Genomic DNA, 20,901 nt, shown 5'->3' with positions numbered 1-20,901 from the left:
TCTACCCCGTTACCACGACGCCACCATCAGCAACCATGCATTGTCCGGTCATGGCGTGGCTGGCGTTCGAGGCCAGAAACAAGGTGGGTCCGATCATGTCGTCGGGCTTTAGATGTTCTTTCAGGCATTGGCGATCCAAATGTGCCGCCAAATCTTCGGGCGTGGCCCACATGTCCATCTGCTTTTGCGTCAGAACCCAACCGGGGGCCAGTGCGTTGACGCGGATGCGTTTCGGTCCAAGCTCGCGCGCCAGCGAGCGGGTCATCCCGGTGATGCCCGCGTTAGATGTCGTGTAGATCGGATAGCCCGCGTTGCCCATCATGTAGCTGATCGAGCTGAAATTGATGATCGAGCCGCCATTCTCCATCTGCCGCGCGGCTTCCTGACAGGCGAAATAATAGGCTTTGAGGTTCACCTCGATCATCCAGTCCCAGAATTCAGAGGTCGTCTCATCCAGTGAGTGGCGCTGATCGTTGGCGGCGTTATTGACGAGCACTTTGATCGGTCCATGGGCCTCGGCGGCCTTCTGCATTGTGGCGTGCAACAGTTCCGTATCGGTCATATCCCCCTGCATGAACAAGGGCGCGCGACCGTGTTTGGCACGCATTTCTTCCACAAAGGCACTTGCGTCCGAGCGGCCGATGAAGGCCACGTTGGCCCCTTGCGCCATGAACCCGTCGGTCAGCGAAGCGCCAACGCCCGAGCCACCACCGGTGATATAGACTGAGGCCCCTTTGAGGTCCTGGAATACAGCAGGTTGGTCCATTAGTGGCTCTCTCTTGTAACGAGGCGTGTGTCTTTGCCGACAAGGAAATCAAGGTCAGCGCCCTGATCGGCTTGCAGCACGTGGTCGATGTAAAGTCGGGCGTAACCGCGCGTGTAATGCGGCGCCTCCGGCTGCCAAGCCGCGCGGCGGGTGTCGAGTTCCGTGTGGTCAACCAGCAGCTCAAGCTCTCCCTTACTGGCTGAGACGCGGATGCGGTCGCCGGTCTTGACCAATGCCAATGTGCCACCGGCCTGCGCCTCGGGGCTGACATGCAGGATGACAGTACCGAAGGCGGTGCCGGACATGCGCGCGTCCGAAATGCGGATCATGTCGCGCACGCCTTCTTTCACCAGTTTCGCCGGGACCGGCATGTTGCCGACCTCGGGCATGCCGGGATAGCCCTTGGGTCCACACCCTTTGAGAACCAGAATGGTCTCGGCCGTCACAGGCAGGTCTTCGCGGTCGATATTGGCCTTCAGGTCTTCGATGCTTTCGAAAACAAAGGCTTCTGCTTCGGTTTCCAGCAACTCATCCGTCGCTGCCGAGGGTTTCACGATGGCTCCGTTCGGGGCAAGGTTGCCGCGCAGAACGCGCAGACCGGCTGCGGGCTTCACCGGGTCACCGAAGGGCCTGATCACGTCGCGATTGTAGCACTCTGCCCCCTCGTAGTGAGCCGAGATATCTTTGTTCAGAACCGTTTTCGCAGGGCGTAAGAAGGGCTTGAGTTCATTCAGAACCACAGGCACGCCGCCCGCGTAGCAGAAATCCTCCATCAAGTATGTGCCAGACGGCATGCAGTTGACCAACAGGGGAATCTCGGAGCCGATTTCAAAGTCCTTTAGCGTCAGATCCACACCAACCCGACCTGCCAGCGCCAGCAGGTGAACCACGGCGTTGGTCGAGCCGCCCACGGCGGCATTGGCTAGAATGGAATTCTCAAATGCTTCCTTGGTCAGGATGTCAGAGGGTTTGAGGTCTTCGTCCACCATCTCGACAATCCGCTTGCCGGTCAGGTGTGCTAGCGCCATGCGGCGGGCGTCAACTGCGGGCAGGGCGGCGTTGGTGGGCAGAGACATGCCCATCGCTTCGACCAGCGAGGCCATGGTCGAAGCCGTGCCCATCGTCATGCAAACCCCGGCGCTGCGTGACATGCCGGATTCAGCGTTCATGAAATCCTGCAGCGTCATCTCACCTGCGCGGACCTCTTCCGAGAATTTCCAGACATCGGTGCCCGATCCGATATCCTTGCCCTTGAACTTGCCGTTCAGCATCGGCCCGGAACTTACCACGATCGAGGGCAGATCGACCGAGGCGGCGCCCATCAGCTGCCCTGGCGTGGTCTTGTCACACCCGCCCAGAAGAACAACGCCGTCAATGCCATAGGCGCGGATGGATTCTTCGACATCCATGGCCAGCAGATTGCGGAACAGCATGGCGGTGGGTTTCATCTGGGTCTCGCCCAGTGACATGACCGGGAATTCGACCGGGAAGCCCCCAGCCTCCCACACACCGCGCTTCACGCCTTCGGCCAGATCTCGCAAGCCCGAGTTGCAGGGCGTCAGTTCAGACCACGTGTTGCAGATGCCAATGACGGGGCGCCCGTCAAAGGCGTGGTCAGGGAAGCCTTGGTTTTTCATCCAGGAACGGTGGATGAACCCGTCTTTGTCGAGTTTTCCGTACCAATGAGATGAGCGGCGTTTCTTTGTCATTCTGGCTTTGGTTCTTTGGCTGAGGCTGGAATTGAGGTTCGTGATGAATTGAAGATCATGCGGCGCGAAGTGGGCGGCACCAGTCGGGCAGCCAGTCCGAATGCGCGGTCAGAAGGTCCGTGACAAGGCTGCGGATTTGGCGCAGGTCCAGTTCGGCCGCGGTATGCGGATCCATCATGGCAGCATGGTAAATGTATTCGGTGTTTTGCTCGGTCAGCGCTCGGACGGTCAGCTCTTGCACGTTGATTTGGGTGCGCATCAGCGCCACCAGTTGCGGCGGGATGTCGGTAACGACCGAGGGCTGAACGCCGTTTGAATCGACCAGACAGGGGGTTTCCACCGCAGCGCCCATGGGTAATTGCGGGATCTGACCCGTATTGGGCAGGTTTCCATAGGCCGTATAGGGCGTGTCTGTAACGACGGCGTTCATCAGGTCCGCCGCGAATTCGTGACTGCGAACAACCGAGACATCGCGCCCGTCTGTTAGTGTCTTGGCCTGTTCTTTCCAATCCGCGACCTGCTCGACACAGCGGGTTGGGTATTCATCCAGCGGGATCGAGAATTGTTCGATCAGGTCGGGCCGACCGTCCTTGATGAACCACGGCACATATTCTGCCAGATGTTCCGAGCTCTCAGTACAGAAATAGCCCAGATGGTCCATCACCTCATACCGAACCTTGTTGGGGCAACGTGGCATCAACAGAGGTGGTTTGGGCAGAGTACCGTGCGCATAGCCCCTGCGCAACGCCGGGTAGAGGTCGCGACCCAGATGATCCAGCCGCAGGAAGAAGGCCACATGGTTCACGCCTGCCACTTTGTAGCGGATTTCATCCTTGGGCAGGTCTAGGTCGTGAGCGAGTTCTTCGACCGTATTCTGTACCGAATGGCATAGGCCGACATGTTTCAGGTCCGGGAATTGCTCGGCCAGAGCCCAGGTGTTGATCGCCATCGGGTTCACATATTGCAACAGCGTCGCATTCGGGCAGAGCTGCATCATATCCTGAGCCACACCCCACAGTACTGGGACGGTGCGCAGACCGCGCATGATCCCTCCGATCCCGAGCGTATCTGCGATGGTCTGGCGTAAACCGTATTGCTTGGGGATCTCGAAATCCGTCACCGTGCAGGGTTCATACCCGCCGACCTGAAAGGCGGTGATGACGAAATCAGCCCCCTCCAACGCCGCGCGGCGGTCAGTGTGGGTGGTCACCGTAGCTCCGGTGCCGACTGAACGGATCATGGCTCGCGCCACGGTTTCGCTTTCGGCCAGACGCTGCGGGTCGATATCCATGAGCGCGAAATGGCTGTCGGCGAGGGCAGGGGTCAGCAGCGCATCGCCCACGATATTGCGCATGAAGATCGTGGAACCCGCGCCGATAAAGGTGATTTTGGTCATTTTGCAAAACTCTCGTTTGGCGTTATTTAACAGCTCCAAGGGTCAAACCCGCGATGAAGTGTTTCTGCATCAAGAAGAACATGGCCACCGGCGGCAAGGCGGCAACGAGGGAGCCCGCGCTCATCAGTTGATATGCCGCGCGATACTGAGCGTTGAAGCTGGTGATTCCGGCCGTCACAGGTTGGCTTTCGGCCCCTTGTGTAAGGACCACGGCCCAGAAATAGTCATTCCAGATGAAGGTGAAGATCAGTACGCTCAGCGCCGCGATGGCGGGTTTCATCAGGGGCAGGACCACGTACCAGAAGATACGGACCTCGCTGATGCCCTCGACCCTTGCAGCTTCGATCAGCTCAAAAGGCAGAGCGCGGATGAAGTTGCGCATGAACAGCGTGCAGAACCCGGTCTGGAACGCGATGTGGAACAGAACCAGCCCGGTTTTGGTATTGTAGAGGCCAAGCTCCAAAGTAAGGTCGCGGACCGGAACCATAAGGATCTGGAACGGGACAAAGTTGCCCGCCACGAACATGAAGAAGATCCACAGGTTAGACTTGAATTTGTAGATCCCCAGCGCGAACCCTGTCATGCAGCTGAGCGCAACTGCCCCGATCACCGTTGGGATTGTGATCATGAACGAGTTCAGCAGATATCGCGGCATGTCCGAGTTGAAGAAGACCTGCCCGTAATTAACCGCGCCCTCAAAGCGGGATGGCAAGCCCCAGTAGTTTGCGTTGGTGAAATCCGCCTCAGGCTTGATTGAAAACAGGGCGACAGCAAGCAAGGGACCGAGCCAGAGCAGCAGGGCAATGGGCAGCATGGCCTGATAGGTGATCTGCGCCGCGCGGGGTTGTTTTTCGATGGGTTTGGGAAACATCTCAGTGCCCCCTTTCTTCGCGGTACATCGACCACAGGAAGTAGGCGATGAAGCACAGCATGATGAGGAACAGGATCACAGCGATGGCGGCGCCATATCCCATGCGGAAGCCGTATTCGGACAGGGCGACCTCAAACATGTAGTAGGCCAGCACGCGGGACGAACCGAACGGCCCACCCTGCGTCATGATCGAGATCAGGTCGAAGGACCGCAGAGCGCCAATGATCGTTACGACAAAGGCGATAAACGTCGCCGGGCGCAATTGCGGCAGGATGATGTGCCACAGCATCCGTCCACCTTTTGCGCCGTCCAAACGTCCGGCCTCAATCTGTTCGGGGTCCACGGCGTTCAGGCCGGTCAGATACAGGATCATGCAATAGGCCGTTTGCGGCCACAGCCCGGCGGCGATGATGCCGTATGTGACCAGTTTTTCATCTCCCAGCACATTCAGCGGACCAAGGCCAAAGAAACTGAGGAATTCGTTCAGCAACCCGAATGTCGGATCGTAGAACCATGTGAAAACCAGCCCGACAACGACCTGAGAGATCACGAACGGAAAGAAAAATAGAGACTTGTAGAGTCGAATGCCCCAGACCGTCTGGTTCAGGAACAGGGCGATGAACAGGCCCGCCGGGATCGCTGCCAAATACAGGATCAACCAGATCAGGTTATTCTTGAGCGAGACATAGAACGCATCGCGATCCACCCACTCCCAATACAGGTCCTCGTAGTTGCGGAACCCTACGTATTCCGCGGCGCCCAGCCCATCCCATTCGTAGAGTGAAAGGTTAAACGACTGGAAGACCGGGATGATCACATAGACCATGAAGAACAACAGGCCCGGCGCAAGGAAAAGCCAGGGCGCGATGCGTTGTTGGTTGCGATGGAACCAGCTTTCCTGTTCCGGTGTGTCGACGGCTGACATGGGCTATCTCGGATCTGGGGGCGAAGGCGAGTTGAAGCTCGCCTTGCATTTGAAGAAGGCGTAGGCCGGGTCTTACCCGGCCCCTGCCAGATCAGTTGTCGTATATACGGCTACGTGCGCGTTCCAGTTTGGCCAGAATCTTGTCCAGATTGTCCGGCTTGACCATGAATTCCTGGAAGCCTTCCATAGAGACCTTGGCCATTTCAGCCGGTGCGTCGCGGTCCCAGAACTGGGCGACACCGCCGGGGCTGTTCGAGGACAGCATGGTGAACCCTTGCTGGAGGAACTTGTCATCATCCACCGAGGATTGCGCGTTAACCGGAAGCTGGCCCAGGTTGGAACCGTTGTTGATTTCGGTCTGAACGTCCGGAGACACGACGAAGCGCAGGAACTCGCGCGCGGCTTCCTTGTTCGAAGCGTTGGCCGGGATGTGGAACGTATCGGTCGGGGCGTCCTCGGCCAGTTCAACATCGGGGTTGATCGCGACGAACTGGTAGAAGTCCAGTTGATCGTCGCTCAGACCCGCTTCGCGCAGAGGAGCAACAGCGAAGTTGCCCATCAGATAAGCGGCCGCATCTCCGTTCACCATGAAGGGCAGCGCTTCCTGCCAGCTATAGGTCTGGTGGTTGTCGATGAAGGCACCCATGTCGACCAGCTGTTTCCAGTTGGCGAAGGTCTGCTTGACCCGATCGTCTTCCCAGCTGATTTCGCCATTGGCGAGCTGGTTGTGGAAGTCGAACCCGTTGGTGCGCATGTTCAGATAGTCGAACCAGCCACCGGCGGTCCACAGGAACTTGGTCCCGATGGTATAGCAGGCACGGCCCGAGTCGATGATCTTTTGGCAGTTCGCCAGCTCTTCTTCCCAGGTGGTCGGCTCGGTCAGGCCCAGTTCGTCAAAGATGTCTTTGCGGTAGTAAACGCCCCACTGATAGTAGGTGTAGGGCACGCCCCACTGCTTGCCATCAAGGGTCATCGCTCCTTTGGTCGAGGCCAGGTTCTCGGCGATCTCAGGCTCGGCCCACAGGTCCGAAACGTCTTCGAACAGACCCGCCTCAACATAAGGCTTCATGCGGTTTGCGGCATACCATGTAGCAACATCCGGCGTGTCAGCCGTCAGGAAGTTGCGGATCTGCGTCTTATACGCCTCGCGGTCGATCACTGTGGTTTCGATGGCCAGATCCGGGTGCTGGGCCTGAAACTGTTCGATCATCGCTTCCATCGTCGCACGAGGCGCCGGGTTCGAGGTGTCAAGAAAGATGCGCAGTTCGCCGGTCAGTTCGGCGGCAACGGGTGCAGCTAGTGCCACACTCGCCGCCAGTGCGGCAGCGGTGCGCTTGAACATGGAATGCATGGTGTCCTCCCTTAGCTTCCATTTTAGTTCCAAATAGTGAAACCGTGTTTTATATATTGAAAACTACACATCGACTCGGCTAGTCTTGTCAAGACCCTCGTGAAAACACCGTGGTTGAACGGGGGTCAAACGGAGGAGAACACACACCCGTGGCTGGTGACGGAACAATAGGCAAAGCATGCGATGTGCTGGAGCACGTGGCCTCGTTCGAGCGCCCCGTGCGGTTCGCGGAACTGTTAGAGAGCAGCAGTTTTCCCAAAGCGACGCTCTATCGCTTTCTGCAATCGCTGACCAATCAGGGCATGCTGGCCTATGAGCCAGACCGCCAGACCTATTCGCCGGGTCTCCGGCTGGTCCGTCTGGCGCATACAGCGTGGACGCAAAGCTCTCTGGCCCCTATCGCGCGGCCGTTTCTGGATACGCTCAGTTCCGAGACGGGGGAAACGGTGCATTTGGCGCAGCTGGATTCCAATCAGGTTCTGTATGTCGACAAACGCAACGCTGCGCAGCCGGTCGAGATGTATTCTCAAGCCGGCAAGGTCGGCCCGGCCTATTGCACCGGCGTAGGCAAGGCGATGATGGCGTTTCTGGATGGGCCCGCATTGGACCGCGCCGTATCCCAGCAAAGCTATCACCGTTTCACGGACAAAACGCTGACCTCGGAGGCGGCGTTGCGGGCGGATCTGGAACTGATTCGCAGACGCGGCTACGCGATTGACGACGAAGAACATGAGCCCGGCATTATCTGCGTTGCCTGTCCGGTTCTGACCTCGGGCGGGCGCGTTTTGGGCGCGATTTCGATAACCGGTTCAACCGGGCGGATGGATTTCAATCAACTAGAGGCCTGGGTCCCTCGGGTGCGGCGCGTTGCCGACCAGATCGCGACCGAGGCGCAGGCTTGGCGGTTCCCTGAAACCCGCCCGAATGGACAGAACGACAGGATGCAATCGACATGACAGGTGTAACGCTCAATCAGGCGATCAAACGCTACGGCCAGACTCAGGTGATCCACGGGATCGATCTGGAAATCGAAGATGGTGAATTCTGCGTGTTCGTCGGCCCCTCGGGCTGCGGCAAGTCCACCTTACTGCGGATGATTGCGGGGCTTGAGGAAACATCGGAAGGGCAAATTCATATCGGCGCGCGCGAAGTCACCCATATGGACCCGGCAAAGCGCGGCGTGGCGATGGTATTCCAGACCTACGCTTTGTACCCGCATATGACAGTTGCCGAGAATATGGGTTTTGGCCTGCGCATGAATGGCGTTCCCAAGGCAGAGATCGACCAGAAGGTTCAGGACGCCTCCGGAATTCTTAAACTAGATCAATATTTGAAACGCAAGCCCAAGGCCCTGTCCGGTGGTCAACGCCAGCGAGTCGCCATCGGGCGTGCGATTGTGCGCGGTCCCGAGGTGTTCCTGTTCGATGAACCGCTCTCCAACCTAGATGCCGAGCTTCGGGTTGAGATGCGGGTCGAAATCGCACGCCTGCATCAAGAGATCGGCGCCACCATGATCTATGTGACCCACGATCAGGTCGAAGCGATGACAATGGCCGACAAAATCGTCGTGCTACGCGATGGCCGGATCGAGCAGGTGGGCGCGCCGATGGACCTGTACCGCGATCCGGACAACCGCTTTGTTGCGGGCTTTATCGGCTCGCCAGCGATGAACTTTCTGGAATGCGATTTTGCAGACGGTCAGGTCACGCATCCTGCCCTTGGTCAACCGTTGCCGGTATCGGCCCAAGTTCCGGCTGGGGTAAACAAGGTGACCCTTGGCATGCGGCCCGAACACATCCAGATCGACCGCAGTGCCGACACCTGCACCGTTGATTTGACCGAGGCGCTTGGGGGCGTGTCCTATTCCTATCTTCTGACCCCGAATGGCGACAAGCTGATCGTTGAAGAACGGGATGACCAACGCAGCACTACAGGCGAGAAGATCGGGATCACGGTCCAACCCGAACGTGCCATGGTGTTCGACCCTGAGACTGGCGTTCGGTTTAGGTAGCAGCGATTCAAGTTCAACTGGGGTGTTTTGAGCGCAGGTTTAGGCTTGACCGAAACGGGGTCGTTCTCTGAACTGGTCCAAACGAGGCCAGTCGGCCCGACTCATTTCGAGTAGAGAGGCCTCATGCGCAGCGTCAAAACCGTCCACGTGATCTCGGCCCATGCGGAAGGCGAGGTGGGCGACGTCATCGTCGGTGGCGTGCAACCACCACCCGGAGAAACCCTGTGGGATCAACGCACATTCATTGCGCAGGATCAGAGCTTGCGCAATTTCGTGCTGAATGAACCCCGAGGCGGCGTCTTTCGCCATGTCAACCTGCTGGTCCCTCCGAAACATCCGCAGGCGGATGCGGCGTTCATTATCATGGAGCCGGAGGACACGCCGCCCATGTCGGGGTCAAACTCGATCTGTGTGTCCACTGTCCTTTTGGACAGCGGCATCATTACCATGCTAGAGCCGGAAACGCATATGACACTCGAGGCTCCCGGCGGTTTGGTGCGTGTCCGGGCGGAGTGTCGGGACGGCAAAGCCCAGCGTATCCATGTGCAAAACCTGCCAAGCTTTGCAGACAAGATCGCGGTCCCTCTGGAAGTGCCGGGCGTGGGCACCCTTACCGTGGATACGGCCTATGGAGGGGATAGTTTCGTGGTGGTTGATGCCGAGGCCTTGGGGTTCGAAATTGTCGAGGCCGAGGCCCGCGATATCGCCCGTCTGGGCGTTGCCATCACCAATGCCGCCAATGATCAGCTTGGCTTTGCCCATCCGCAAAACGCGGCTTGGAACCATATCTCTTTCTGTGCTTTTTGCGGGCCTTTGAAGACAACCGAAACCGGACTCACAGGGAAATCCGTCGTTGCGATCCAGCCCGGCAAAGTTGACCGCTCGCCAACCGGAACGGTGGTCTCGGCGCGCATGGCCCTGATGGCTGCGAAGGGCCAGATGAAGGTTGGTCAGACTTTTGAGGCCGTCTCGATCATCGGATCGCGTTTCACCGGCCGGATTGTCGAGGACGCCAAGGTCGGGGGCCGCGCGGCCATAATCCCCGAGATCAGCGGCCGAGGCTGGATCACCGGCGTTCATCAGCACATGCTGGACCCGGATGACCCATGGCCCGGCGGATATCGGCTAAGTGATACCTGGGGCGTTGGGCGCTGAAAGGCGAGCAATCACAGGCCCATCGGCTTGTTTTTCCCCAACCGTGGCAATTTGCGCCCCCAGTAGACGATTGATCCCAACGCAAACCTGATTTAAGGGAAGCCCTGTCAAATCAGAGTCACTCAGGGGTGTTATGTCATTCGCGCCCCTCCCGCGCCGCAATGAAGCGGCCCAAACTCTTGCAGCGATTGCCCCTTAAAGGCTTAAAAAAGGTGAAAGAATATGGCAGATAAATCGAACTTCGACATATTGTATACCATTGTAGACGAAGCGCCTGAGCTGGCCAGCGCGTCATTCCTGCCCATCATTCGCAAATTCGCCTCGGCGGCGGGTGTCAGCGTTGGCACCAAGGATATTTCTCTTGCAGGCCGTATCATTTCGACCTTCCCAGAAAAGCTGACCGATGCGCAACGCATCACCGATGATCTGGCCGCATTGGGCGATCTGGTAAAAACACCCGACGCCAACGTGATCAAACTGCCCAACATTTCGGCCTCGGTTCCTCAGCTTGTCGCCGCAATTGAAGAGCTGCAGTCGCAGGGCTACGACATCCCCGACTACCCCGAAGAGCCTTCGAATGACGAAGAAAAGGCGATCCGTGCCCGCTATGATGCCATTAAAGGCTCGGCGGTGAACCCGGTTTTGCGCGAAGGCAACAGTGACCGCCGTGCGGCGCGGGCGGTGAAGAACTACGCCCAGAAGAACCCTCATTCGATGGGGGAATGGGTGTCGGACAGCAAGACCAAAGTGTCCTCGATGTCCGGCAACGATTTCTACGCCAATGAGAAATCGGCGACGATTACAGCGGCACAAGCCGGTGACGCGAAGATCGAATTCGTCGGCAAAGATGGCAGCGTGACCGTGCTGAAAGACGGCTGGCCGCTGGAAGAGGGCACAGTTGCCGACGCGACCTTCATGTCGGTCAAAGCGCTGTCGTCCTTCCTGGCCGATGCCATTGAGGACACCAAGAAAGACGGCACCATGTTCTCGCTGCACATGAAAGCGACGATGATGAAGGTCAGCGACCCGATCATCTTCGGCTATGCCGTACGCGCGTGGTTGGCCCCTGTGTTCGAAAAATTCGGCGCAGAGCTTGAGGCGCTGGGTGTCAACCCGAACTCGGGTCTGGGGGATCTGCTGGACCGCGTGAAGGACAATGCCGACATCGTGGCCGCCATCGACGCCCTCAAGGGTGACCGTCCGTCCATGTATATGGTCGACTCGGACCGTGGCATTACCAACCTGCACGTTCCGTCCGATGTGATCATCGACGCTTCGATGCCCGCCGTTATCCGCGCAGGCGGCAAAGGCTGGGATGAAACCGGAGCCAAAGGCGACACCAACTGCGTGATCCCTGATCGCTGCTACGCGTCGGTTTATGACGAATCTATCAACTTCTTCAAAGCCAATGGCGCGCTGAACCCGGCCACTGCCGGTGCGGTTGCCAACGTTGGCCTGATGGCGCAAAAGGCCGAAGAGTACGGCTCGCACCCGACCACGTTCCAGGCACCTGCAGATGGCACAATTCGCGTCGTTCTAGCCAATGGCGAAACGCTGCATTCGCATGAGGTCGAGGCCGGAGACATCTGGCGAGCCTGCACAGTTAAGAAAGCGCCCATCGAGAACTGGATCCAACTGGCGATGGATCGTCAGCGCCTGACCGGATCCGAGGCGATCTTCTGGCTGGACGCGAACCGCGCCCATGATGCCGAGTTGATCCAATATGTTAAGCCCGCGCTGGAAGCGGCTGGTGTTGCTGATAAATTCCTGATCATGGCTCCGCGTGAGGCGACACGCCAGTCGCTGGAGACGATCACCGCTGGAAATGACAGCATTGCCATCACCGGCAACGTGCTGCGGGACTATCTGACTGACTTGTTCCCGATCCTTGAACTGGGCACCTCGGCCAAGATGCTGTCGATCGTCAAGCTGATGAACGGCGGTGGTCTGTTCGAGACCGGCGCAGGCGGCTCCGCTCCGAAGCATGTGCAGCAGCTGGTCGAAGAAAACCACCTGCGGTGGGATTCGATGGGTGAGTTCTGTGCGCTGGGTGAATCGCTGAACTTCCTCGCCGACAGCAAGGGCAACGCCAAGGCGGGTGTTCTGGGTGCGGCGGCCGAGGCGGCAACGCAGGGCATTCTGGACAACAACCGATCCCCCAGCCGGAGGGTTGGTCAGCCGGACAACCGTGATAGCCACTACTGGTTCGCGCGCTATTGGGCAGAAGCTCTGGCCGCGCAGTCGGAGGATGCGGAGCTGGCAGCTGAATTTGCCCCGCTTGCAAGTGCTCTGGCCGACAAGGAAGAGCAAATTCTGGGTGAGCTTGCCTCGGCCCAGGGTGGGGCTGCCGATCTGGGTGGATACTACCACACCGACCATGCCAAAACCGCGGCTGTAATGCGCCCGAGTGCAACGCTGAACGCCATCATCGGCTAAGAAAACGACCCGCGCCTTACTGGCGCGGGTCTTTCCCACTGGTGCGAAAACCCAACCAGTTTTTCCTTTTGCTTCAAACTGTTGCGAAGCTTTGCCCGCAAGACATGACTAAAACTGCATGATCTACGGGATTCCCCCAATACACTGATCCGTCCCCGCTTGATAACTTGTCCGAGACAAGAGATTCACCGGTGAGGCCTTCGGGCCTATCACTCACTCAAAAAATGGCCAGCATTTGGGGTGCTGGCCATTTGTTTGTCTGAAGTCTGCTTGAGCGTAGCTGGGTCGAACGCGCCTTTGCAGTGCCACGCGACTTTGATGCAGAAATGAAAAAGCCAGCCCAGAGAAGGACTGGCTTAAACATGATTGTTCGACGTTTAGCCCCGAAGGACTTTGCCTGCTGCGTCAAAGGGCGGCTCGTGCAGGATGGTGGCTTTGTGAGGTTGACCCAGAACCATCACTTCAACCTCGTCCCCAGGTTGGGCGTTTTTGACGTAACCCAAGGCCAGCGACATACCGACGGTATAGCCATAGGTTCCCGAGGTGACACGACCGATGCCTTCGCCGTCCTTGAAGATCGGCTCACCGCCAGTGGCGTCCGCGTTGGAGGCCGTCACGTCGGACTCATCCAGATGAAGCAGGACGAGCTGTTCGCGTGCAGGGTTTTCCAGCACTTTTTGCGCGGCATCTTTGTTGAGGAAGTCCTTCTCGAACTTGCACAGACGGTCCAGACCCACCTCATGCGGCCAGTATTCGGGGCTGTATTCGCGGCTCCACGAGCCATAGCCCTTTTCCACGCGCATCGACATCAGGGCACGGCTGCCAACCGGGCCTGCGCCGAACTCTTTGCCCGCCTCAAGCAGAGCATCGTAAAGGTGCGCCTGATCTTCTGTCTTGCAGTGCAGCTCCCACCCCAGATCGCCGGTGAAGGAGACACGGAGGGCCAGAAGCTCAACGCCTGCCAGCTCGATCTTGGCGGAACGCATGAAGGGGAAGTCCTCATTCGCCAGCGACGTGTTGGTCATCCGCTGCAGGATCTCACGCGATTTCGGACCGGCGACGTTGAAGCCGCACATGGCCTCGGTGTGGCTTTCGAATGTGGTGCCTTCGGGCAATGGGACCTGTTTGAAGAAGCGCTTGTGATAGCGCTCTGCCATGCCCGATCCGATGATCCAGAACTCATCCTCGGCGACGCGGGTGACGGTGAAGTCCCCGGCAATGCCACCGCGTTTTGAGATCAGCGGAGTCAGGCAGGACCGGCCAACCGCTTTGGGCATGTTGTTAGCGAAGACGGCATTCAGCCAATCTGCAGCGCCGGGGCCTTTGCAGATGTATTTGGCAAAGTTCGAGATGTCGATGATGCCCGCACGCTCGCGCAACATTTTGCATTCTTCGCCAACCGGGGCCCACCAGTTCTGACGGGTGAAGCCGTTTGTATCGACGACGCCCGGCTCATCTGCGAACCACAGCGGGTGTTCCCAACCGACGTTCAGGCCAAAGACGGCGCCCATGGCTTTCTGCGTCTCGTAGATGGGGCGCACGCGGGCGGGGCGGCCTGCGCTGCGTTCTTCGTTCGGGAAGTGAATGGCGAAACGGTGCGCGTATTGGTCCTGCACCTTGGCCTTGGTGAATTCCTTGGTAGCCCAGGTGTCAAAGCGCGCCATGTCCCATGCGAACATGTCGTATTCGGTTTCCCCTTCGATGATCCACTGCGCCGCCATCAGGCCCATGCCACCCGATTGCGAGAAGCCGGGGATGATGCCGTTGCAGCAGAAATAACCATCAACCTCGGGTACTGGTCCCATCAGCACGTTAGAGTCCGGAGACCAGATCATCGGGCCGTTGATAACGCGCTTGATCCCGGCCTCAGCCACGGCGGGCAGACGTTCGATCGCGTTCATCATGTTCTCTTCGATCCGCTCCAGATCGTCGGGGAACAGGTCATGAGCGAAATCCAGCGGTGTGCCTTCCTCGGCCCAGAACTTCATGTCCTTCTCATAGGCCCCAACGAGCAGGCCGTTGCCTTCCTGACGCAGATAGTACTCGCCATCGCGGTCCGATACAGAGGGCAGGCGGGTGCCGTGGCCTTCGACGTCAGACATCGCCTCGGTCACGAAATACTGGTGTTCGGTGGGCTGCAGCGGCAACTCGATGCAAGCCAGCTTGGCGACTTCGCGGCCCCAGAGGCCTGCCGCGTTCACGACCCAAGGCGTTTTGATGTCACCTTTGGGCGTTTTGACGATCCACGTGCCGTCTTCCTGCTGTTCGGTCGCGGTGACGGGCGTGAAACGATGAATCTCGGCCCCGCGCTGGCGGGCACCGACCGCATATGCGTTGGTCACGCCCGACGGGTCAACGTTGCCTCCATCGGGTTCGAACATCACACAACGTATGCCTTCGTAGTTAACCAGCGGGTTCAGTTTTTGCGCCTCTTCAATGCTGATCTCGTAGAAATTCATTCCATAGAGCTTGGCCTTTGCGGCCTGCAGTTTCAGCTGGTGTTCCCGCTCTTCGGTCTGGGCCAGATACAGCGAGCCGGGCTGGAAGACACCGCAGCTTTGGCCGGTTTCTTCCTCCAGCGAGTTATACAGGTTCATCGTATAGTGCTGGATGCGGCTGATATTGGTGCTGTCATGCAGACCGTGAATGTTGGCTGCCGCATGCCAGGTTGAGCCAGAGGTCAACTCATCCCGCTCCAGCAGGACCACATCGGACCATCCCAATTTGGCCAAATGGTAGAGGATCGAGCAACCGATCACCCCGCCGCCGATAACTACCGCCTGTGCTTCTTCGCGCATTTCATCTTCCTGATTTGCTGTGTCATGTCAGAACCGGTCTTTCGTTAAGAATATGTCGATTCAGACCCATAACTGTTCTAAACGCGTCAACTGAGAACCCGGTTTGACCAGAGACACAGCCTGCATTCACTTCTTGGGGATACGGGGCACCGCCGGGTACCGCGTTTTATTTCACTTGGACTTTGCCGACATTGCTCAGAACTCCAGTCTGTGGGCGCGGCCATAATCAGCCAGCCGTTTGTTCAGATTGCTTGCTTCTGGGTGGCCGGATTCCAGTGCAAAGACGAAGGCGTGAGTTAGATAGAAACAGGCGGCATCAATGTCCTGTGCCAGCTCTCGTTCGTCGGCAGCAATCGTATACAGGCGCACAAGCGCCTCTTGGTCGCAATTGGCATGTGCCTCTAGCAGTTCACGGTCTAAGGCTTCGCGATCCATGGCTATCCCTTTAGCGAAATGGCGATGTTTTTGGTGCGAACATAGTTGTAGAGCGCCTCAAGTCCCTTTTCGCGACCGAAGCCGGATTTGCCGATGCCACCAAACGGGGTCGAGACCCCTCCGGCGAACCATTCGTTGACAAAAACCTGCCCCGCCCGCAATTTGCGCGCCACCCGATGGGCACGGGCGAGATCGCGCGTGAAGATGCCCGCAACCAAACCGAATTCGGTGCCATTAGCCATGGCGACGGCTTCCTCCTCGGAATCGAAAGGCGTGAAACAGGTGACGGGGCCAAAGACCTCCTCCTGCGCGATGCGGCTGGCGGGGTCGACATCGGCCAGAATGGTCGGAGCCATGAAATACCCTTCGCGATCCAGTCGCGCACCACCGGCTGCGACCCGCACACCGTCCTGACGGGCGTTCGAGGTGATCTCTTCCACGCGCTGCAGCTGCAGGCTGGACACGACCGGCGTGTGATCAGGGTTCTCGAGCCCGTGACCGACGCTTAGGCCATTGGCCAGCGCAGCTGCACGTTCTACGGCCTGATCGTAGATCGAGCGATGCACCAACACGCGGGCTATGGCAGAGCAGACCTGACCGGCATTGTAGAAAATACCGCTTTGAAGGCTGGACATCAGTGTGTCCAGATCCGCGTCGTCAAAGGCGACGGCTGCGGATTTACCGCCCAATTCCATCAACGAAGGCACCACGTTGTCGGCAGCCGAGCGCAGGATATGCTGGCCGGTCGGCACCGATCCGGTGAAGACGATCTGATCCACCTGCGAACTCGCCACCAGTTTCGCGCCCAGATCCGAGCCGATTCCGTTCAGGATCGATACCGCACCGGCAGGCACCTCGGCGCGTTCCAGCGCAACACCCAGCATGGCCAGCGCAAGCGGGTCCAGCTCGGGCGATTTGATGATGGTCGAGTTTCCCGCCGCCATAGATGGCGCCAGCGAACGACCGGCGATCGAAACAGGGAAGTTCCACGGCACGATCTGCGCCGACACGCCGTAGGGTTCAAATACGGTGAAATCAGCATAGTCGGGGCCCAACGGGATCGACTTGCCTTCGATCTTATCGGCGACGCCGCCGTAATATTCAAAATACTGAGCCGCCTCGATGAACTCATCCCGAGCCGCATCCAGCGTTTTGCCGCTCTCACGGCACAGCAACTCAGCCCCTTCATCCGCGAGGTTGCGGATTTCCTGCGCGATGCGGATCATCAGGCGGCCACGCTCGGCCGGTTTCATGTCTGCCAGATCACCGCGATCGAACGAGGCGCGTGCGGCCTCAAGCGCCTGAGCCAACGACCCTTCACCGGCTTGCGCGCAGTCCGCCACGTGATCCTGATTGCCGGGATCTTCCACCGCGATGGAGGCGCCCTTGTCGCCCTCCACCCACGACCCGGCCAGGAAATTCCTGGCCAAGCCGTCGTTCAGAAAAGTGGTCATGCCTCCGCGCGTGCCTTTTCGATCTGCGTTGCAACCCAATGGTGGAAGCAATGGGTGGGGCCGTCCATTGCGGGCGAGAAGCGACCACCATCGAATTTGACGCCATGGCGACCTTTCTGCATGCCTTCGACAACGAAGACGTCTTCTTCAAACACGGTTTTCCAAAGCGCCGCGTTTTGCGCGCGCAGGCCTTCGTGCTCGGGGCTGTCTTCGGGTTTCTGGGCATAGTACAGCTCAATCCGCTCGTTCGACCGCTCGTGAGTGATCGGGTCGATGATGAAGGCAAAACCGTGGTCGCGTTGAACGCCCAACAGGGTATTGGGGTAGACCACGATATACTCCGCGCCTTCGTGCCACTTCTCGCTCAGGCCATCAAAATCAGCCAGTTTCGAGCCGTCTTCCCCTTCGAACTGACGATACACAAGGGTGCCCTGACCCGAGTATTTGCCGAGCTCGTTGATGTTGTAGTGGTCTTCCAGACGGGAATAGCTATTCAAACCGGGGTGAACCCAGGGCAGGTGGTAGCTTTCGCAGAAGTTTTCGACCGCCAGTTTCCAGTTCGAATCCAGCTCAAGCTGGACCGACGCGCCAGCGCCGCCGTGATACATAGGTTGTTCGAACTCTTTCCAACGCTCCATCAGCTCGCCGTGAACTTCTTCAAACTCGGGGGCGTTGCCGTCGACGTTAACAAAGATCACGTCGCGCCAGACGTAGGAACGGATGCGGATCAGACCCAGTTCCGAGAAATCCAGATCTTCGTGGGTATTCTGACCAGGGCCACCGACATGAGGGGCGGTGCGCAGCTCACCGTTCAGGCCGTAGCACCAGCTGTGGTAGGGGCAGCGGATGGCGCCGCGGATTTTCTGAGGCTTGTCGACCAAGATCATGCCACGGTGGCGGCAGGTGTTCTGGAATACGCCAATCTGACCGTCGCGGTCACGGACCATCAGCAGGGGCATGCCAAGGAAGTCAATCGGATAGGCGTCGCCAGCGTCGGGGATGTCCTTGCCGAAGCCGATCCCGGACCAGTTCGCAAACAGGACCGAGTCGCGTTCCTCGGCAAACACTTCAGGGTCGATATAATGCGCGTTCGGCAGCCCCTTTGCTGTGTTTACCGGGGTCAGAACAGACGAAAGCGGTGCATGCTTGTTCATCGGTCACTCCTAAGACTTTTGAATTGGCGTTTTTCTAGGCTCCCATTGGCAGCGCAGAAGCCCTGCATTCAATACTAAAAATCCTAACCGCTAGATGAGGGAAACTAAACCGAATTCTCCTGAAGCTCATTCAGCAGCCATTCCTTCAAGGCCAGCGCCCCTTCTGACAGGCTGTCGTTCTCCCGTTCAACCAGATAGAAGTTATGCGGCGCAGGTATGGTGAAGTCCTCTAAAGCCACAAGTTTTCCGGAATCTAGCATGGGTTTTAGCAAACGCTTCCAGCCGAGAGCGACGCCGGCTCCTTTTCTCGCGACCTGCAAAGCCAGCGCATAGCTGCTGACGCGTGCCTGCGTCTGAATACTCTCATTAAACCCTAGCGCCTGAAACCAGTCCGTCCATGTGGTCCAGTTGCTGTGTTTGGTTGCAAGGTGAATCAGGCGGTGTTCTGTCAGGTCCCGGAGACTGGCCCCTTTAAGCTCTTCCGCCAGTTCGGGGCTGCAAACCGGTGTCAGGATATCCCGATACAGCTTGGTATGCGGCAGAGAGGCATTCGGGTCTTTGCCATACCGAATGAAAAAGTCCACGTCAGAGCGATCTGCGAAATATGCATCCTCGGCCATTTGGTTCACTTTTACGTGCGGATAGTCCTGCCAAAACCGAATGACCGACGGGGACAGCCACAAGGCGGCAACCGCCGTTGTGGACCCCACGGTGACATGATTGTCGGAATCCCCACTGCGAATCTGCTCAAGAACTTTTGAGATCTTCAGGAAAGAGCTTCCCAGTGCCTCTAGCAGCGCCGCGCCATCCTCGGTCAGTTCAACGCCGCGATGTTTACGTATGAAAAGCGGGGATGCCAGCTCGGTCTCCAATGCTTTGATCTGATGACTGACAGCGCCGGGCGTGACGGACAATTCGCTTGCAGCAACCTTGAAACTGAGGTGCCGGGCGGCAGCCTCGAAGGCAGAAAGCGAGGCAAGCGGAGGTAGATTGTAGTGGCGTCGCGACATGAGGGATACGTGGCTCTGAGGTTTTTGATTGAGCTACCTTCACCTGAGCGCGAAAAATATTGCAATTGAAAACTATCTTTTTTTCTGCAGTTTTGCGCCCGATAAAGTTCCGCCTTTCTCGAAGGGCGGTATTGCAGTTCTTTGCCCTCCCTCCGAGGCGCGCCCCGACCCAAGCCAGGTAGTAGTCAAAACCAAGGCCGACACTATGACCGCCTTTCTGCGGTTCTTTTCGGCGCAAGATAAGATGAGTAGCCCGATGAACACTCAGAAAGCGCGTCTGATCCGAAAAATTGAACTCAGCTCGGACACTTCGGATTTCTGTTTCGAAATCGAACAGGGGCGTTTCACCGGACTTGAACCCGGCGCGCACGTGGATATTCACCTTGGTGACGATCTGGTGCGTCAGTATTCTCTCTGGAGTTGGAGCCAAGACGGTCGCACCCTCAACGTCGCCGTCAAGCGTGAGGATGGTGGTCGCGGGGGGTCGCTGACCATGCACGCATTGGACGAGGGGGTCGAGGTCGCCATCGGAGGTCCGCGCAACCACTTCAAGCTTGAAAGCCATGATCGCCACGTAACCCTTATCGCGGGCGGTATTGGTGCCACCCCGATGGTCGCAATGGCCCGAGAGTTGCTGAATCGGGGTCAGGATTTCCGGGTTTATTACTTGGTCCGATCCAAGGACCTTGCCGCGATGGATGACAAGTTTCGCGATTTGGGTCTAGATGAGTGGTACCATCTTCATTGCGACGACACAGACGGGCAGTTCGATTTGACCGCTGTCATGCAATCCATGCCGATGGGCGCTGATGTCTACACTTGCGGTCCGGAACCGATGCTGAACGCGGTCCTCGAGTCTGGCAGCGCTCTGCGCGGTGGGGCCATCCACTTTGAGCGTTTTGCGGCTGCTTCCGATATCGAGCACGCGCCCAACGACAGCTTTGAAGTCGAGGTCCAGTCGACGGGAGCTGTCTTCAAAGTGTCCAAGGATGAAACCATTCTCGACGTCCTAAGAACCAACGGAGTTCATGTGGATTTCGGTTGCTCCGAAGGTCTGTGCGGATCGTGCATGGTGGACGTCGTCGAAGGTGAGGTGGATCACCGGGACGGCATTCTGACTCCCGAGGAACAAGCCTCGAACAGCTTTCTATGCACCTGTGTATCCAGAGCAAAATCCGACCGTCTGGTCCTGGCACTCTAAGAAAACAACCTGACAGAAAGCCGGATTTTTTCGGTGCGCAACGTCTACAAGAAACGTGAAAATGGGAGGAAATTGATGTCGATTAAAGAACCGTTTACGGATTTGGACATTAAGACCGCGGATAGCGGTTTTTATGAGAATAACAGCGTTCCGATTGCGCTGATCAGTAAGGGCGTGATGGTCGCCCTTGTGCTTTGGGCGCTGATCTTTCCGGCGAATGCGAATAGCA

The 20,901-nt window shown here is 58.0% G+C and carries 16 protein-coding genes; 5 read left to right on the top strand and 11 right to left on the bottom strand.

Annotated features, from left to right (window positions below):
- Position 1 precedes the first annotated feature (1 nt).
- The 6 genes from ACR0IP_RS07625 to ACR0IP_RS07600 all read right to left on the bottom strand — a co-directional run bounded on the left by ACR0IP_RS07625 (position 2) and on the right by ACR0IP_RS07600 (position 7,018).
- Positions 2 to 766 carry an SDR family NAD(P)-dependent oxidoreductase gene (locus ACR0IP_RS07625; RefSeq protein ID WP_480524778.1) on the bottom strand — a complete coding sequence of 255 codons (765 nt, stop codon included), beginning with the start codon at positions 764 to 766 and terminating at the stop codon, positions 2 to 4.
- Positions 766 to 2,475, bottom strand: a complete 1,710-nt coding sequence (locus tag ACR0IP_RS07620; RefSeq protein ID WP_480524776.1) for an IlvD/Edd family dehydratase — start codon at positions 2,473 to 2,475, stop codon at positions 766 to 768. Before ACR0IP_RS07620 ends, ACR0IP_RS07625 begins: the two co-directional genes overlap by 1 nt.
- 55 nt (positions 2,476 to 2,530) lie before the next feature.
- Positions 2,531 to 3,871, bottom strand: coding sequence for an alpha-galactosidase (melA, locus tag ACR0IP_RS07615; RefSeq protein WP_480524774.1), 1,341 nt, complete (start codon positions 3,869 to 3,871; stop codon positions 2,531 to 2,533).
- Positions 3,872 to 3,893: 22 nt separating this feature from the next.
- The gene (locus ACR0IP_RS07610) at positions 3,894 to 4,742 is read right to left on the bottom strand and encodes a carbohydrate ABC transporter permease (protein WP_170377452.1); all 849 of its coding nucleotides are present in this window, start codon (positions 4,740 to 4,742) and stop codon (positions 3,894 to 3,896) included.
- 1 nt (position 4,743) lies between these two features.
- Positions 4,744 to 5,667, bottom strand: coding sequence for a carbohydrate ABC transporter permease (locus ACR0IP_RS07605; protein ID WP_170377454.1), 924 nt, complete (start codon positions 5,665 to 5,667; stop codon positions 4,744 to 4,746).
- 91 nt (positions 5,668 to 5,758) lie between these two features.
- Positions 5,759 to 7,018 carry an ABC transporter substrate-binding protein gene (locus ACR0IP_RS07600; RefSeq protein ID WP_170377456.1) on the bottom strand — a complete coding sequence of 420 codons (1,260 nt, stop codon included), beginning with the start codon at positions 7,016 to 7,018 and terminating at the stop codon, positions 5,759 to 5,761.
- A 149-nt stretch (positions 7,019 to 7,167) separates the two neighbouring features.
- Here ACR0IP_RS07600 and ACR0IP_RS07595 point away from each other — a divergent pair, with 149 nt between their 5' ends.
- The 4 genes from ACR0IP_RS07595 to ACR0IP_RS07580 all read left to right on the top strand — a co-directional run bounded on the left by ACR0IP_RS07595 (position 7,168) and on the right by ACR0IP_RS07580 (position 12,620).
- Complete coding sequence (locus ACR0IP_RS07595; protein ID WP_480524771.1) at positions 7,168 to 7,974, top strand: IclR family transcriptional regulator; 807 nt, start codon at positions 7,168 to 7,170, stop codon at positions 7,972 to 7,974.
- Positions 7,971 to 9,029: an ABC transporter ATP-binding protein gene (locus ACR0IP_RS07590; protein WP_480524769.1), complete on the top strand. Its 1,059-nt coding sequence runs from the start codon at positions 7,971 to 7,973 to the stop codon at positions 9,027 to 9,029. The genes ACR0IP_RS07595 and ACR0IP_RS07590 overlap by 4 nt, the downstream gene beginning before the upstream one ends.
- Positions 9,030 to 9,152: 123 nt before the next feature.
- The gene (locus tag ACR0IP_RS07585) at positions 9,153 to 10,184 is read left to right on the top strand and encodes a trans-3-hydroxy-L-proline dehydratase (protein WP_480524767.1); all 1,032 of its coding nucleotides are present in this window, start codon (positions 9,153 to 9,155) and stop codon (positions 10,182 to 10,184) included.
- Positions 10,185 to 10,406: 222 nt separating this feature from the next.
- Entirely contained in the window at positions 10,407 to 12,620 is a 2,214-nt protein-coding gene (locus ACR0IP_RS07580; protein ID WP_480524765.1) for an NADP-dependent isocitrate dehydrogenase, read from the top strand.
- Positions 12,621 to 12,997: 377 nt separating this feature from the next.
- On the opposite strand, the gene ACR0IP_RS07575 is transcribed toward ACR0IP_RS07580, so the two are convergent.
- The 5 genes from ACR0IP_RS07575 to ACR0IP_RS07555 all read right to left on the bottom strand — a co-directional run bounded on the left by ACR0IP_RS07575 (position 12,998) and on the right by ACR0IP_RS07555 (position 19,471).
- Positions 12,998 to 15,418: an FAD-dependent oxidoreductase gene (locus ACR0IP_RS07575; RefSeq protein ID WP_170690552.1), complete on the bottom strand. Its 2,421-nt coding sequence runs from the start codon at positions 15,416 to 15,418 to the stop codon at positions 12,998 to 13,000.
- Positions 15,419 to 15,613: 195 nt separating this feature from the next.
- Positions 15,614 to 15,853 carry a hypothetical protein gene (locus ACR0IP_RS07570; RefSeq protein ID WP_170463900.1) on the bottom strand — a complete coding sequence of 80 codons (240 nt, stop codon included), beginning with the start codon at positions 15,851 to 15,853 and terminating at the stop codon, positions 15,614 to 15,616.
- A 2-nt stretch (positions 15,854 to 15,855) separates the two neighbouring features.
- Positions 15,856 to 17,307, bottom strand: a complete 1,452-nt coding sequence (locus ACR0IP_RS07565; protein WP_480524763.1) for an aldehyde dehydrogenase family protein — start codon at positions 17,305 to 17,307, stop codon at positions 15,856 to 15,858.
- A complete protein-coding gene (locus ACR0IP_RS07560) occupies positions 17,304 to 18,461 on the bottom strand; it encodes an aromatic ring-hydroxylating oxygenase subunit alpha (RefSeq protein WP_480524762.1) in 1,158 nt (385 codons plus the stop codon). Before ACR0IP_RS07560 ends, ACR0IP_RS07565 begins: the two co-directional genes overlap by 4 nt.
- 104 nt (positions 18,462 to 18,565) lie before the next feature.
- Positions 18,566 to 19,471: a LysR substrate-binding domain-containing protein gene (locus ACR0IP_RS07555; protein WP_480524760.1), complete on the bottom strand. Its 906-nt coding sequence runs from the start codon at positions 19,469 to 19,471 to the stop codon at positions 18,566 to 18,568.
- Between the two features lie 256 nt (positions 19,472 to 19,727).
- On the opposite strand from ACR0IP_RS07555, the gene ACR0IP_RS07550 reads away from it, so the two are divergent.
- Positions 19,728 to 20,672 carry a PDR/VanB family oxidoreductase gene (locus ACR0IP_RS07550; RefSeq protein WP_480524758.1) on the top strand — a complete coding sequence of 315 codons (945 nt, stop codon included), beginning with the start codon at positions 19,728 to 19,730 and terminating at the stop codon, positions 20,670 to 20,672.
- The last annotated feature ends 229 nt before the right edge of the window (positions 20,673 to 20,901 follow it).

It is taken from the genome of Ruegeria sp. AL11, from assembly GCF_056540865.1.
Note: the sequence above shows the minus strand (reverse complement) of the source record. Positions and strands in the feature narration are given on the sequence as shown.